General features: G+C 64.3%; 14 protein-coding genes. 2 read left to right on the forward strand and 12 right to left on the reverse strand.

Annotated elements, in window-relative coordinates; all coding sequences use genetic code 11:
• The 12 genes from GO608_RS15150 to GO608_RS15205 all read right to left on the reverse strand — a co-directional run bounded on the left by GO608_RS15150 (position 1) and on the right by GO608_RS15205 (position 11,547).
• Complete coding sequence (locus GO608_RS15150; RefSeq protein ID WP_211159331.1) at positions 1-1,071, reverse strand: 4Fe-4S binding protein; 1,071 nt, start codon at positions 1,069-1,071, stop codon at positions 1-3.
• Positions 1,072-1,074: 3 nt separating this feature from the next.
• Positions 1,075-1,482 carry a hypothetical protein gene (locus GO608_RS15155; protein ID WP_169198165.1) on the reverse strand — a complete coding sequence of 136 codons (408 nt, stop codon included), beginning with the start codon at positions 1,480-1,482 and terminating at the stop codon, positions 1,075-1,077.
• 41 nt (positions 1,483-1,523) lie between these two features.
• Positions 1,524-2,324, reverse strand: coding sequence for a CbbQ/NirQ/NorQ/GpvN family protein (locus GO608_RS15160; protein ID WP_169198164.1), 801 nt, complete (start codon positions 2,322-2,324; stop codon positions 1,524-1,526).
• A complete protein-coding gene (locus GO608_RS15165; RefSeq protein WP_169198163.1) occupies positions 2,321-2,626 on the reverse strand; it encodes a cytochrome C oxidase subunit IV family protein in 306 nt (101 codons plus the stop codon). Before GO608_RS15165 ends, GO608_RS15160 begins: the two co-directional genes overlap by 4 nt.
• Positions 2,627-2,639: 13 nt before the next feature.
• Positions 2,640-3,236, reverse strand: a complete 597-nt coding sequence (locus tag GO608_RS15170) for a cytochrome c oxidase subunit 3 family protein (RefSeq protein ID WP_169198162.1) — start codon at positions 3,234-3,236, stop codon at positions 2,640-2,642.
• 188 nt (positions 3,237-3,424) lie between these two features.
• On the reverse strand, positions 3,425-4,807 hold the full coding sequence (locus GO608_RS15175; RefSeq protein WP_169198161.1) for a cbb3-type cytochrome c oxidase subunit I: 1,383 nt from the start codon (positions 4,805-4,807) through the stop codon (positions 3,425-3,427).
• Positions 4,808-4,844: 37 nt separating this feature from the next.
• On the reverse strand, positions 4,845-5,270 hold the full coding sequence (locus tag GO608_RS15180) for a c-type cytochrome (RefSeq protein WP_169198160.1): 426 nt from the start codon (positions 5,268-5,270) through the stop codon (positions 4,845-4,847).
• 291 nt (positions 5,271-5,561) lie between these two features.
• Entirely contained in the window at positions 5,562-6,314 is a 753-nt protein-coding gene (locus GO608_RS15185; protein ID WP_169198159.1) for a hypothetical protein, read from the reverse strand.
• Positions 6,311-7,873 (reverse strand): DUF5666 domain-containing protein, encoded by a 1,563-nt coding sequence (locus GO608_RS15190; RefSeq protein ID WP_169198158.1) that lies wholly within the window; start codon positions 7,871-7,873, stop codon positions 6,311-6,313. The genes GO608_RS15185 and GO608_RS15190 overlap by 4 nt, the downstream gene beginning before the upstream one ends.
• Complete coding sequence (locus GO608_RS15195) at positions 7,870-8,721, reverse strand: DUF6502 family protein (protein WP_169198157.1); 852 nt, start codon at positions 8,719-8,721, stop codon at positions 7,870-7,872. Before GO608_RS15195 ends, GO608_RS15190 begins: the two co-directional genes overlap by 4 nt.
• A 97-nt stretch (positions 8,722-8,818) precedes the next feature.
• Positions 8,819-9,811, reverse strand: coding sequence for a hypothetical protein (locus GO608_RS15200; protein ID WP_169198156.1), 993 nt, complete (start codon positions 9,809-9,811; stop codon positions 8,819-8,821).
• Positions 9,812-10,014: 203 nt separating this feature from the next.
• Positions 10,015-11,547, reverse strand: coding sequence for a fumarate hydratase (locus GO608_RS15205; RefSeq protein WP_169198155.1), 1,533 nt, complete (start codon positions 11,545-11,547; stop codon positions 10,015-10,017).
• A 249-nt stretch (positions 11,548-11,796) separates the two neighbouring features.
• Between GO608_RS15205 and acs the strand changes: the two genes are divergently transcribed.
• Positions 11,797-13,776: an acetate--CoA ligase gene (gene acs, locus GO608_RS15210; RefSeq protein ID WP_169198154.1), complete on the forward strand. Its 1,980-nt coding sequence runs from the start codon at positions 11,797-11,799 to the stop codon at positions 13,774-13,776.
• Positions 13,777-13,975: 199 nt separating this feature from the next.
• Positions 13,976-14,173, forward strand: a complete 198-nt coding sequence (locus GO608_RS15215) for a hypothetical protein (RefSeq protein WP_169198153.1) — start codon at positions 13,976-13,978, stop codon at positions 14,171-14,173.
• Positions 14,174-14,180: the final 7 nt, after the last annotated feature.

Here is a 14,180-nt window from a genome sequence, read left to right on the forward strand (position 1 = left end):
CTAGCGTTCCTTGCCGGAGCGGAACCCGGCTTCATTCTGGCGGGCGGCTTCGCTGCTCACCCACGCGAGCAGCGGCCCCTGGGGGTTGTCGCGCTGGCTTTGCTCGCAGGCTTCGACGCACTGCGCGCACTGCGTGCAGGTGAACATCAGGCGCTTGATGTTGCGCGGGGTCAGGCGCATCGGACAGACCGCGTCGCACGCGGACTGCCGGTCGGGCAGACAGCTGGCGCAGTCGACGGCGCGCTTTCTCTGGAAACCGACAACCATCGCGTCGCGGTTACTCATCCATGCGAGACTCTGGAACAGGCCGACTGCGCACGCATAACGGCAGAAGAGGTGACGGGCAAAAAGGAATTCCATCGTCAGCACGACGGTCGCCGCGGAGAGGAAGATCGTCTGGTTGCGCGTGAACTCACCGCCGAAGAGATTGCCGTAGACTTCGGCCGGAGGCAGCAGGTAGCTCAGAAACACCACCGACCACAGGAACGCGAAAAACACCGCGGCCGGCACGACGACTGCCCACCAGCGGGCGTCTGGTCGCCACGGTGTGCCGTCGGCCTTCCATGGCGGCAGCGGCTCCCGGACCCACACGCTCGGTTTGCCCGATGCGCGCTGCATCAGCTTGTTGATCGTTTCGACGACCGAAAAATGCGGGCACAGCCAGCCGCAGTAAAGTCGTCCCCACTTCCACGAGACCCATAGGAACGCGGCCCCGCCGACCAGGATCGGCACGAACAGGCGGAACATCACGTTCGAACCGGCTTCGAGCGCGCTGATGCGGCCGGCGACGAAGTCGTCGAGCCCCAGGCGCCATTCCATGCCGAGCAGCCACGCATGGCCGGCGACGAGGTCGTAGCGGAATAGGTCGAGTACGGGCGCAAGAATGAACAGCGTGAAAAAGCCGATCTGGAACGCGGTGCGCTTTTTCTGCGTGCGGTTGTGCCCGGCCGGTTTCGCTGCGGCGATCGGAATGACCCGGCGGGACGGCCGGCGTGCGGCATCCGGCCTGTCGGCCTGAGCCGTATCGGGCGACGTCTGGGGTGAAAGTGGCGAGAACTGCGGGGCGTTCATGATTTACTCGACGAGCTTCGGGCCGATGATGGGAAAACGGTAAGGGCGGGCGAGCATCGCGCGGTTCAGGCCGATCACGCCGAACAGGATCAGCATTGCGTGGAAGCAGACGAAGTACAGCACCCCGACGACCCACGACCACGGGTTCGCGAAGCCGCCGAGCAGGAACACCGCGACGCTGACCCCAACCAGCAGGCCGCCTCCCCACAGGCTGGCGACGACGGTCTGCTTGAGGTGATTGCGCGCGAGCGCCGGTGCGCTGAGCCGATGCCGCCACCACAGCACGACAAGAATGACGAACGCGAGGCCGGGGGCGATCATCAGGTTCACGAGGAACAGCGATTCGGCCGCCACCGCGAGCGGCGGACCGGGCAGGTCTTCCTTCAGCAGATCGTGTTCGGGCTCTGGCATCGCGTCGATTCCTTGCGGTCGGACCGGCTGCCGGCCCGCCTTCAGCGGCCGAAGGTCGCCGCCACGACTTCCATCAGCGCGTCGGCAACCTCGGGGTCGTCGGTGAGGCTCTCGACGATCGCCGCGCGGCACGCCGTGACCGGGTCCATGCCATCGCGCACGAGCAGTGCCGCATAGACGAGCAGCCGCGTGCTCGCCGCCTCCTCGAGATCCTGGTCTTTCAGCGTGCGCAACGCATGCGCGATCGACACCAGGCGACGCGCGAGGTCGGGCGCGCAGCCGGCTTCGCCGAGCAGGATCGATTCCTCGCGGGCGCTGGCAGGGAAATCGAAGCGCAGGCTGACGAACCGTTGCCGTGTCGAGGGCTTCATGCCTTTCAGCAGGTTCTGGTAACCGGGGTTGTACGATACGACGAGCATGAACGACGGCGGCGCGGACAGCAACTCGCCGGTGCGGTCGATCGGCAGGATGCGGCGGTCGTCGGCAAGCGGGTGCAGCACCACCGTGGTGTCCTTGCGCGCCTCGACGACTTCGTCGAGGTAGCAGATGCCGCCTTCGCGCACCGCGCGCGTCAGCGGGCCGTCGCACCATACGGTCTGACCATCGCCGATCAGGTGACGGCCGACCAGATCGGCAGCCGTCAGGTCGTCGTGGCAGGCGACCGTGTAGAGCGGCAGACCGAGCTTTGCGGCCATGTGCGCGACGAAACGCGTCTTGCCGCAGCCGGTCGGACCCTTGATCAGCAGCGGCAGGCGGTTTTTCCACGCGTGCTCGAACACGCTGATTTCATCGCCGGCCGGCTCGTAGAACGGAATTTCCATGAGGGATGCTTCCATCTTCATGCTGCAAGTCCTTTCCAGTAGGCCAGGCCGATCATCGAGCAGACGAGGAGCATCCAGCCGAGCGCGATCAGCGGCCACATCAGCGGCGCGCGGCGCAACGCCATGTAGTCGAGGATGATCAGGGTGCCCTTGGCGAACGCGATCGTCATCAGGAGTGCGGTGATCGCAGGGCCGGCGTCGCCGCGTTCGCCGACCAGCCATGTCAGCATCGTGGCGAAGATCAGCGCTGCCCAGATGATCGCCGCGCGATTCGACGTGCCGTGGGACGAGGCGTGCGGGGGGGAGGAAAGCGAGGATTGCATTGTGTTGGACCTCTCAGCGCATCACGTAGATCAGCGGGAACAGGATCAGCCACACCAGATCGACCATATGCCAGTACGCCGCGCCGGTCTCGATCCCGTTCATGTTGTCGGGGCCGTAGCGGCCGGTTCGAGCGCCGTTCCACATCGCGGCGATGATCACCAGACCGAGGATCACGTGCATGAAGTGGAAGAACGTCAGCGACAGGTAGAACATGTAGAACGTGCTCGACGACAGGCTGATGCCGGCACCGATCTTCTCCGCGTACTCGAAGATCTTCACGACGACAAAACCGGCACCGCACGCAAACGCTGCGGCCAGCCACGGCGCAGCGCGGCGACTGAAGCCGGCTTCGGCGACCTGCACGGCGCGCACGACGAAGAAGCTCGACGTCAGCAGCAGCACGGTGTTGATCGCACCGGAGGTGCGGTCGAGCGTGAGCTGTTCGGCGTTGAAGAGTTCCACGTGATTGGCGCGCGTGAAGGCGTATACGACGAAGAACACGCCAAACGCCAGCAATTCGGCGAGGATGAAGAACCATATCGCGAGGTCGCCGGGAAGGCGTCGCGCCGTGGTCTCCAATGCGGAGTTGGAGGCGGAGAGGGGTGTCATCAGGGTTTGGCTGCTTGTATTCATGGGTCCAGTCTAGGGAGCGTACCCCTTCCGGACCTTGATTCTGGTTAATTCATTCCCCGGAGATGTAACGAGAACGATTTGCGTGAGCAGAAAGAAAAAGGGCGGCTTGCGCCGCCCTATGTTTCTGTCCTTCAACGCCGTTGAAGGACCACTTTCGAAACTCCTCAGGGGGTGATCAGCGGCTTGCTTTCACCCTTGATGAAGAAACTCGTCACGTACGTGACCAGGCCGACCGCGAACACCACGCCCGCCCACAGGCGCATCCAGTAGAACAGGTTGATCTGATCCTGCACCTGCATGAACGGCATCGGCGTGTCGGAGACGCGCTGCAGCCACACCTGCAGGATGCCGGCGGCGGTGAGGAACAGCGTGATGAAGACCATCGAAATCGTCATCAGCCAGAAGCTCCACATTTCAACCACTTGGGCGCGCTGGCTATTCGCCGCACGACCGCGCAGCAACGGCATCGCGTAGCTGATGATCGTCAGCACGACCAGCACGTAGGCGCCATAGAACGCCATGTGGCCGTGGGCCGCGGTGATCTGCGAACCGTGCGTGTAGAAGTTCACCGGAGCCAGCGTATGCAGGAAGCCCCACACGCCTGCGCCGAGGAAGGCCATCACGCCGGTACCCAGCGCCCACAGCACTGCAGCCTTGTTCGGATGCTCGCGGCGACGACGGTTGACCATGTTGAACGCGAAGACGGTCATCGCGAAGAACGGGATCGGTTCCAGCGCCGAGAAGATCGAACCCCACCACTGCCAGTAACCCGGCGTGCCGATCCAGAAGTAGTGGTGACCGGTGCCGATCAGGCCGGTGACGAGCGCCAGCGTGATGATCACGTACAGCCACTTCTCGATGACTTCACGGTCGACGCCGGTGACCTTGATCAGGACGAACGCGAGCATCGCGGCCATGATCAGTTCCCACACGCCTTCCACCCAAAGGTGCACGACCCACCACCAGTAGAACTTGTCCTTGACCAGGTTGCCCGGGTTGTAGAACGAGAACAGGAAGAAGATCGCCAGACCCCACAGGCCGAGCAGCATGACGATGCTGATCACCGTCTTGCGGCCCTTCAACATCGTCATGCTGATGTTGAACAGGAAGGCCAGCGCGACGATGACGATACCGATTTTGGTCAGCAGCGGCTGCTCGAGGAACTCCCGTCCCATCGTCGCGAGGATGTTGTTGCCGGTCATCTCGGCAAGCGTCGCGTAGTCGACGAGCAGGTAGCCGAGGATCGTGGCCGCGCCGGCGATCAGGAAGATCCAGAACATCAGCAGCGCGAGTTTCGGGCTATAGAGCTCGGTTTCGGCTTCTTCCGGGATCAGGTAGTAGGCCGCTCCCATGAAGCCGAACAGCAGCCAGACGATCAGCAGGTTGGTGTGGACCATCCGCGCGACGTTGAACGGGATTTCCGGGAACAGGAAATCCCCGACTACGTACTGCAGGCCCATGGCCAGGCCGAAAACGATCTGACCGACGAAAAGACCGATCGCCGCTATGAAGTATGGCAGCGCGACCGATTGCGAGGTGTATTTCATGGTTTGTTATCCCCTTGAGGTTTTCGATTCGCTGCGCTCAGCCCTCGATGTTGGGAGGCCATTTCTGGGCGTCGATTTCGGAGGTGTACTTCAGGAAGGCGACCAGATCGTCCAGTTCCTGGTCGGTGAGATGGAACTGCGGCATCTGCCGGCGGCCAGGCGCGCCGGTCGGCTGGGACTGGATCCACGCCTTGATGAACTCCGGCCCGCGACGCGGGTAGACGTTCCCAAGCTCCGGTGCAAAGTACGCACCTTCACCCAGCAGGGTGTGGCAGCCAATGCAGTTGCGCGTTTCCCAGATGTGTTTGCCCGCTACCACCTGAGGCGTCAGGTTCGCGCTGTTGTCCGACTTATGGAGGTTGGTCGTCGTGTCGACGGTCAGCGCCACCAGAAGCAGGAAGAAGAACACTGTCCCGCCGTAGAAGATGTTGCGAGCCATCGCCTTTGTGAAGGTGCCGCTCATGGTTTTCCCCTCATTGTTTTGTCATGCGTCCGCTTGGTTGATGGATAACCCGAAGGTTAGCCGCATTCTGAGCAGAGGGGGAAGGGGGCTCCATGATTTGAATCAAGTTACAACAAACTGGCCTCCTCCGAAGGGCTAGTGTATTTCCCTGTCGATTCAATGGTTTTAGGCGAAAAGCCGCGAAATGGCAGGAAGTTTTTCGCCGCTGTCAACTCCCCATGCTCCCGGAATTGCTGAAAGTTCCCCTTCCAGCAATTCCGGGTGCGGTGGTCGATGCCAGGCGGAAGTCGCTCAGTAGGCGCGGCTGACGACGAGGCCGCCACCCCAGTCGGGGCTCGCATCCGAGAACCCTTTGACCGCGTACAACTGCAGTTTCCAGGCCTCGTCGAGCTTCTGGCTCGCGAACAGCGCGACTTCGCTGATCTCGTCGCCATTCGACGTGACCTTCTCGCGCCAGTCATATACGGCGCCGATCGTCGTGGCGGGCGCGAGCTTCGTCGCGAGGCCGAGCGAGGCGAAGACCGGGTTGCGAAAGTTCCTGTCCGACGGGTCGCCGAATTTCTTCCAGCCGAGTGTGCCGAAACCGGTTACGGCGCCGAAGGATTTCGCGGCGTCGAACTGTAGCGAGTAGTCCGTCTCGCCGGTGCCGAGGCATTTGTCTTCATCCGCGGTCGGCAGCTTCACCTTGCCAATGACGTCGAGCAGCACGCCGTGCTCCTGGCTGCCGTCGAGCAGCGCGTAGCCCGCGCTGCCGACGATGTCGCCGAGCCCGCTCTCGGTCTCACGGCAACCTCCCGGCAGCGGTTCGCCCTCGGGGCCGACTGCCGGGTCGGTAATGCGCAGGTACGGGATCGTCAGTTTCAGCGCGAGCGGTCCGCTCTCGTATTTCCCGACCACGGGAACGTACCAGGTTTCGCTTGTGCTGTCGGTGCCGTAGTCGCCGCTCGAATAATCCATTCCTATCGAGGTCGTCAGTTCGCCGGCACAGACCGGCAGGGCGAAGGCCGCCAGCAGCGTCATCGGCAGCATTCGAGCAATTCTCATGAAATTCTCCGGGCCTGTTTGGATGCGAAATCGTTCTGGTCGTCGAGGTCGCCGCGCTTGGGGCGTTCGACTTTTTCCGGGCGTTGGACTTTTTCCGGGCGCTCGACTTTTTCCGGGCGCTCGAGTTTTTCCGGGCGCTCGACTTTTTCCGGGCGCTCGACTTTTTCAGGGCGCTCGATTTTTTCAGGGCGCTCGATTTTTTCCGGACGTTCGATTTTTTCAGGGCGTTCGATTTTTTCGGGTCGTTCCACCTTCTCCGGACGCTCCAGCTTTTCCGGGCGGTCCAGCTTGTCCGGACGCTCCACACGATCCGGTTTGTCTGCCTTTTCGTTGCGGTCGGGACGCTCCATCCGGTCTTGCGGACGGTTTTCATTCGCTCCGCGCTGCGGCCCGCCGGTCGCGTCGAGGCCGTTTTCTGTGTTCCCGGTGCCGGATTCGTTCTGCTGCCGTTTTTCGCCGCCCTGTCCAGACGCATCGTCCGCCCCGTCGCCCCTCGACGTGCCGGTGCCGTCCCGTCGGCCGTCCGGACGTTCGCGGACGAACTCGACGCGCCCGGCCTTCACCTCCCGGGCGCCGCTGAACGTGCCGCTGATGCGGACGCGGCGGTCACTTCCGAGTTCAGCTGGGTCGCCGCCGTCGAATTGGGTATCGGCATCCAGCGTTACCGAGAAGTCCCCCAGCGTGACCCGCTTGCCGTCGCGAGCCTGAACGAGGCCTTCGACGAGCGCATTGCGCACGCGCCCTGCGAATGGGATGTCCGGATCGATGCGGACGCTGGTGACATCGAATCCGGCGGCGCTCCAGCGGCCGCGCACAAGGAGGACTTTCGTCGACGAAGCCGGCAGCGCCGGGTGGGCGCCGACGAGCGGCAGGCCTTGCAGCGAGCTGCGCACGAGCGTCCCGATCGCGCTCGCCGTCGTCAGGGCAGGGGCGCGTTCGATGCGGGTCGCGAGGACGTCGCCGCGGGCGTTGCGCAGTCCACTGACGCGAACCGGCTCGCCCGGCTGCAGTCCTTCGGCGACATGGGCGTCGGGCGCGATGAGTACGGGCTGGTCCATGACGCGCAGCGGCGCCGGACCTGCCGGGAGCGCGGTCAGCGGTCCTTCGTAGGCGTGCAGGATGGCGATGTTGCGTGCCTCGAGGCCGCGCGACGACAGGCCGGCCTCGATCGCGACAACCTGCCCAATCGCCAGGCGTTCGATATCGGCCCGCACGCCGTTCTCGGCAAGTTCGATGTCATTGTCGTAATGCACCTCGACGCCGTTGACGCACACCGACGCGAAGCCGGTGATCATGCCGACAATGCCGGTCCCGCCGGCGCCGCCTTCATTCGCGACCGCCCCCGTCCCGCCGATCCCGCCCGGATCGCGTGCCGGGGCGCCCGTGCCGCCGATGCCATGATCGCGAAGCGTGTCGCCGGTTCCGCCCGTGCCGCCGGGGTCGACGCATACCTGCGCGGCCGCGAGCGCCAGCGGTGCGCATAAGCCGAGCCCGAGCCCGAGTACGCACCTCCTGGCCAAGGCAGAAAGCGCAGCCGATCGAGGTGGGCGCAGCCTCATCGGGGTTCCCTCTCTACAGGGGCTGAATCCGCGCCCGGCTCGGTATAGAAATACAGGCCGATCGTGATCCGCTGCGGCGATTCGACCGCTGCTGCCCGGTCGCCCGCTTCGAGCTTTGCGGCGAGCGCGTTGAAGTCCATCAGTGCCTGCATGCCTTCGGCTGCGACTGCATCACGCAGCGTCTCGACGCTCGCCGGCGACAACGTGTCGTAATGCACGCTGCGTTCGAAGAACGGCCGGGCGTCGGTCGTAAGGTTATGGACCGCAGCGCAGGCGTGGTCATGGACGTTATGGCTGAAATACGCGGCTTTCTCGTCGAAGCCCTTTTGCGGGACAAAAGCGGTCGTCTGAAGATGGACCCGGTCCTGTTCGTCGAGGCAGGCGATGCCCAGGCGCAGCCACTCGTCGAGCACGACGCGTGCGCGGATGTCCTTGCTCGCTTGGGCGACCAGCGCGTCGAACGAGCACTCGCCACCAGTGCTCGCGAGCCGCGGCAGCGGCATCGGGCGGCCAGGGTGCTCGCAGAACGGCGGTCGGCTCATCCAGATGCTGACGAGATGCGCGCCGAGGGACAGCGCTTCGGGTAGGTGAGCGTCCGATTCGGGCGCCGCTTCGCGCAGTCGCCGCACGTCCTTGCGATGCACGCCCGTGATCAGGCTGATGCGGCTGTCGCTCGGCGCTTTGTCGTCGAGTCGGAATTCGGCCGCGGCGATTTCGACGAAGATGCCTTTGAGCATGTCGGAGAAATAGGTGTAGGTCACGGCCTTCCTGAGCATCAGGCGCACCAGCGGGCGCATCACGCGACGCAGCGCATGCAGCAGGGACGCGGGTGGGGTGGGCGGATGCATTGGGCAGATTTTCTCCAGCAGTCCATCATACTATCGCCGCCCCGCGTGAAGTTCCACGGCGAGGCGGCTGCAATCTGCCGAATTGTTGCGCTATGCGTCAGCCTCGCCCGCCGCGCTCGGGACGTTCGAGCTTTTCGGGACGCTCGACCTTTTCGGGACGCTCGACCTTCTCGGGGCGCTCGACCTTCTCGGGGCGCTCGACCTTTTCGGGGCGCTCGACCTTTTCGGGACGCTCGACCTTTTCGGGACGTTCGACCTTCTCAGGACGCTCGACCTTTTCGGGGCGTTCGACTTTCTCGGGACGCTCGACTTTCTCCGGGCGCTCGACCTTCTCCGGGCGCTCGACCTTCTCCGGGCGCTCGACCTTCTCGGCACGTTCGACCTTCTCGGCACGTTCGACCTTCTCGGCGCGCTCCGGTTTGCCCGGACGCTCGATCCGGTCGACGCGCTCGCGACTGCGCAGGATCTCGCCCGATGCGTCGCGCTTGATATCGGTGCGCGTGCGCGCGGGTTGGCCGTCGACGAATTCCAAGCTCGAGGTCTTTTCGCGCACGGCGACGCCGTCGGCGCTGGTGCGTATGTCGCTGCGGCTCTGCTCCAAGAGCTTCCCGTCTGCCGAGAAGGTCATCGTGCTCGTGCGCATGCGGGCCGGTGCATTGCCGGTGGCATCGAGCGTGCGCGTCCGCGTCACGGTCGTCGTGCCGTCGTCATTCGCCGTGGTCTCGGTCGTCTGCACCGGCGCGGCGCCACGATTCATTGTGCCGCCATCGGATGGAACATCGTCGGGCTCGTCGTCCGGCAAATCGGCAACGTCATCCGGGGGGTCAATCACGTCATCGGGAATGTCGGCCACGTCCTCGGGAGCGTCAGTCACGTCATCCGGTGCATCAGCCTCGTCATCGGGAACGTCGGTCACCTCCCCTGCGATGGTGTCGAGATCATCCTGCGCGTCGCGGGACGGGGCGTCGTCGGCGGGAGCTGAAATCGTTGTGGTCACTTCTGCGACCGCGGCGGTGACCGAGGGGCTGTTGAGCGCGAGGAAAAGCGCCGAGGTCGCGCACAGCGGCGCGGCGAGCCATTTGTATTTCATCCTGATCTCCGGGTTGAGATAATAAGTGGGAAAAATTCCCACGCAAACGAAGCGTAGGGAATCCACGCTAGGGCGGTCAAGCGCTTTGGGCTCCAGCTTTGTTTCAGCATGTTGGGAGGCCGCGGGGAACCCGCAGGCAAAACGAAAAAGGCCCGCCGGATTTCCCCGGCGGGCCTTTCAGGATGGAGGCGTCGCGGTGACGATCAGGCGGTCGCGACCGGGATCTTTCCGATCTTCGCCTGCCACGTCTTCGGACCGGTCTCATGCACGCTGGTGCCGGTCGAATCGACGGCGACGGTCACGGGCATGTCCTGCACGTCGAACTCGTAGATCGCTTCCATGCCCAGATCGGCGAAGCCGACGACCTTGGCGGTCTTGATCGCTTTCGCGACGAGGTAGGCCGCACCGCCGACCGCCATCAGGTAGGCCGACTTGTTGTCGCGGATCGCGTCGATCGCCGCCCGGCCGCGCTCGGCCTTGCCGACCATCGAGATCAGGCCCGTCTGCTCAAGCATCATGCGAGTGAACTTGTCCATGCGCGTCGCGGTGGTCGGGCCGGCCGGGCCGACGACTTCGTCGCGCACCGGGTCGACCGGGCCGACGTAGTAGATGACGCGGTTCGTGAAGTCGACGGGCAGTTTCTCGCCTTTCGCGAGCATGTCGGCGATGCGCTTGTGTGCGGCGTCGCGGCCCGTCAACATCTTGCCGTTCAGGAGCAGCACTTGGCCGGGCTTCCACGACGCGACTTCTTCCTTCGTCAGGGTGTCGAGATTGACGCGCGTGGCGACCTTGGTGTCGGCCTGCCACGTGACGTCCGGCCAGTCCTCGAGCTTCGGTGCCTCGAGCTTCGCCGGGCCCGAGCCGTCGAGCTCGAAATGCACGTGGCGGGTCGCCGCACAGTTCGGGATCATCGCCACCGGCAGGCTCGCGGCATGCGTCGGGTAGTCGAGGATCTTGACGTCGAGCACGGTCGTGAGGCCGCCGAGACCCTGCGCGCCGATGCCGAGCGCATTGACCTTGTCCATCAGCTCGAGGCGCAGTTCCTCGACGCGCGAAAGCTGGGCGCCGGACGCGGCTTTCGCGCGCAGCTCGTGGATGTCGACCGGCGCCATCAAGGATTCCTTCGCGAGCAGCATCGCCTTCTCCGGCGTGCCGCCGATGCCGATGCCGAGGATGCCCGGCGGACACCAGCCGGCGCCCATCGTCGGCACGGTCTTGAGCACCCAGTCGACGATCGAATCGGACGGGTTGAGCGCGTAGAACTTGGTCTTGTTCTCGGAGCCGCCGCCCTTGGCCGCACAGGTGACCTCGACGTGGTCCCCTGGGACGATCTCGTAATGGACGACTGCAGGGGTGTTGTCCTTGCTGTTCTGGCGCTTGCCGGCCGGGTCGAGCAGCACCGAGGCGCGCAGCTTGTTGTCGGTGTTGGTGTACGCACGGCGCACCCCTTCGTTGACCATCTCCTGGACGCTCATCGTCGCGTCCCACTGCACGTTCATGCCGACCTTGAGGAAGACGACCGCGATGCCGGTGTCCTGGCAGATCGGGCGGTGGCCTTCGGCACACATGCGCGAGTTCGTCAGGATCTGCGCGATGGCGTCCTTCGCCGCCGGGTTCTCCTCGTGCTTCCAGGCCTCGCCGAGCGCCTCGATGAAGTCGAGAGGGTGGTAATAGCTGATGAACTGAAAGGCATCCGCGACGGACTGAATGAGGTCTTCTTCGCGAATCACGGTCATGATGCGTCTCCAAGGTGGCGGGGCAAGGGGCCGCAATTCTATCAGCCCGGGGCCGGATGCGTGCTGCAGTGCAGGAAGAGACCGGATTCGCGGCCTCCGCAGGGCGTGTAAGTCCTGTGTAAGATAGCTGCTCTTAAATGCGCAGCAGATCGCGGAGCCTTCCGCGAACGACAATACAGGCTGGAACCCACCGGCCGCCCCCGCAACAGGGCAGCTTCAACCATTCAGAACAGTTGAGGAGAGGTGAATATGTCGAACGAGCAGCAGACCCAGACGCGCATCTACAAGCCTTCGGAAGAGATGGTCAAGAACGCCGCGGTTTCCGGCATGGAAGCCTATCTTGCGTTGTGCAAGGAAGCGGAAGACGACTACGAAGGATTCTGGGCGCGCAACGCCCGCGAACTGATCGAGTGGAAGAAGCCTTTCACCCAGGTCCTCGACGAGAGCAATGCGCCGTTCTTCAAGTGGTTCGCCGACGGCCAGCTGAACGTCTCCTACAACTGCCTCGACCGCAACGTCAATAACGGTCTCGGCGACAAGGTCGCGATCATTTTCGAAGCCGACAACGGCGAAGTCACCCGCGTCACCTACAAGGATCTTCTCGCCCGCGTCAGCAGGTTCGCGAACGCGCTGCGCGGCATGGGGGTCAAGAAGGGCGACCGCGTCGTCATCTACCTGCCGATGTCGATCGAAGGCGTCGTCGCGATGCAGGCGTGCGCCCGGATAGGCGCGACCCACTCGATCGTGTTCGGCGGCTTCTCGGCGCAGGCGCTGCGTGACCGCATCAACGACGCCGGCGCCGTCGCGCTGATCACGTCCGACGGTCAGCACCGCGGCGGCAAGGCGCTGCCGCTCAAGCCGATCGCCGACGAAGCGCTGTCGCTCGGCGGCTGCGAATCGATCCGCAACGTCATCGTCGTCAAGCGCACCGGTGCGCAAACGGCGATGGAAGCGGGCCGCGACCAGTGGTTCCACGACGTCTGCGCGAACCAGTCGGACACTTGCGAGCCGGAATGGGTCGATGCCGAGCATCCGCTGTTCCTGCTCTACACGTCGGGTTCGACCGGCAAGCCGAAAGGTGTCCAGCACTCGACCGGCGGCTATCTGCTGCACGCGATCATGTCGATGAAGTACACCTTCGACATCAAGCCGGACGACGTCTTCTGGTGCACCGCCGACATCGGCTGGGTCACCGGTCACACCTTCATCACCTACGGCCCGCTCGCCTGCGGCACGACCGAGATCGTGTTCGAAGGGGTGCCGACCTACCCGGACGCCGGGCGTTTCTGGAAGATGATCCAGGACCACAAGGTCACGGTGTTCTACACCGCCCCGACCGCGATCCGTTCGCTGATCAAGGCCGCGGACAACAACCCCGACGTGCATCCGAAGAAATACGACCTGTCGAGCCTGCGCATCCTCGGCTCGGTCGGCGAGCCGATCAACCCGGCCGCCTGGGAGTGGTACCACGAGAACGTCGGCGGCGGGCGCTGCCCGATTGTCGATACTTTCTGGCAGACCGAGACCGGCGCGCACATGATCACGCCGATGCCGGGTGCGACGCCGCTGGTGCCGGGTTCGTGCACGTTGCCGTTCCCGGGCATCCAGTGCGCGGTCGTCGATGAGACCGGCACCGAAGTGCCGAACGGGCAGGGCGGCATCCTCGTCGTCAAGCGTCCGTGGCCGTCGATGATCCGCACCATATGGGGCGATCCGGAGCGTTTCAAGAAGTCGTATTACCCGGACGACTTCAAGGGCAAGCTGTATCTCGCCGGCGACGGCGCGATCCGCGACAAGGACACCGGCTACTTCACGATCACCGGCCGCATCGACGACGTGCTGAACGTCTCCGGCCACCGCATGGGCACGATGGAGATCGAGTCCGCGCTGGTTGCGCACGAAAAAGTTGCGGAAGCGGCAGTCGTCGGCCGTCCGGACGACCTGACCGGCGAGGCGATCGTCGCGTTCGTCGTGCTGAAGGGCGCGCGCCCGAGCGGCGAAGAGGCGAAGGCGATCATCAAGGAACTGCAGAACTGGGTCGGCCACGAGATCGGCCCGATCGCCAAGCCCAAGGACATCCGTTTCGGCGAGAACCTGCCAAAGACCCGTTCGGGCAAGATCATGCGCCGGCTGCTGCGTCAGCTGGCGAAGGGGGAGGAGATCACCCAGGACACGTCGACCCTCGAGAATCCGGCGATTCTGGATCAGCTTGGCCAGCCGCTGAGCTGAACCCCTTGCGGGGCACGGGCCCGCAGAGAGCCGGCTCCGACCAGAACAATGAGGCAGCCGCTCTGGCTGACCTGGGGGGACGAGGAGAAGGCGCGCGAAAGCGCGCTTTTTTTTTTGCAGCCTCCGGGCGCCGGCGGCGAAGGGCGAATTCCGCGTGTCGCTATAATCCGGGGGCCGTCGTCATCATGAGGAGTCCCTGATGCGCAAGGGTCTTGCCGGACAGCGGCTGGTGGCGGTTTTCCTGACCGGCGTGCTGCTGTTCAACTATCCGGTGCTTTCACTGTTCGACCGGCCGGAGCCTTTTCTCGGCCTGCCGACGCTGTGGGTTTTCCTGTTCGGCATCTGGGCGCTGCTGCTGGTCGCAGTCGCGTGGATCGTCGAGCGTGGCGCACGCTGAGGATCGG

Origin of the sequence: Aromatoleum buckelii (assembly GCF_012910785.2) — a bacterium.
Taxonomy (GTDB): domain Bacteria; phylum Pseudomonadota; class Gammaproteobacteria; order Burkholderiales; family Rhodocyclaceae; genus Aromatoleum; species Aromatoleum buckelii.

Coding starts and splice junctions, on each gene's coding strand:
- GO608_RS15165 (WP_169198163.1), bottom strand. CDS start 2,626: ATGCAATCCTCGCTTTCCTCCCCCCCGCACGCCTCGTCCCACGGCACG.
- GO608_RS15150 (WP_211159331.1), bottom strand. CDS start 1,071: ATGAACGCCCCGCAGTTCTCGCCACTTTCACCCCAGACGTCGCCCGAT.
- acs (WP_169198154.1), top strand. CDS start 11,797: ATGTCGAACGAGCAGCAGACCCAGACGCGCATCTACAAGCCTTCGGAA.
- GO608_RS15215 (WP_169198153.1), top strand. CDS start 13,976: ATGCGCAAGGGTCTTGCCGGACAGCGGCTGGTGGCGGTTTTCCTGACC.
- GO608_RS15170 (WP_169198162.1), bottom strand. CDS start 3,236: ATGACACCCCTCTCCGCCTCCAACTCCGCATTGGAGACCACGGCGCGA.
- GO608_RS15200 (WP_169198156.1), bottom strand. CDS start 9,811: ATGAAATACAAATGGCTCGCCGCGCCGCTGTGCGCGACCTCGGCGCTT.
- GO608_RS15185 (WP_169198159.1), bottom strand. CDS start 6,314: ATGAGAATTGCTCGAATGCTGCCGATGACGCTGCTGGCGGCCTTCGCC.
- GO608_RS15205 (WP_169198155.1), bottom strand. CDS start 11,547: ATGACCGTGATTCGCGAAGAAGACCTCATTCAGTCCGTCGCGGATGCC.
- GO608_RS15180 (WP_169198160.1), bottom strand. CDS start 5,270: ATGAGCGGCACCTTCACAAAGGCGATGGCTCGCAACATCTTCTACGGC.
- GO608_RS15155 (WP_169198165.1), bottom strand. CDS start 1,482: ATGCCAGAGCCCGAACACGATCTGCTGAAGGAAGACCTGCCCGGTCCG.
- GO608_RS15195 (WP_169198157.1), bottom strand. CDS start 8,721: ATGCATCCGCCCACCCCACCCGCGTCCCTGCTGCATGCGCTGCGTCGC.
- GO608_RS15160 (WP_169198164.1), bottom strand. CDS start 2,324: ATGAAGATGGAAGCATCCCTCATGGAAATTCCGTTCTACGAGCCGGCC.
- GO608_RS15175 (WP_169198161.1), bottom strand. CDS start 4,807: ATGAAATACACCTCGCAATCGGTCGCGCTGCCATACTTCATAGCGGCG.
- GO608_RS15190 (WP_169198158.1), bottom strand. CDS start 7,873: ATGAGGCTGCGCCCACCTCGATCGGCTGCGCTTTCTGCCTTGGCCAGG.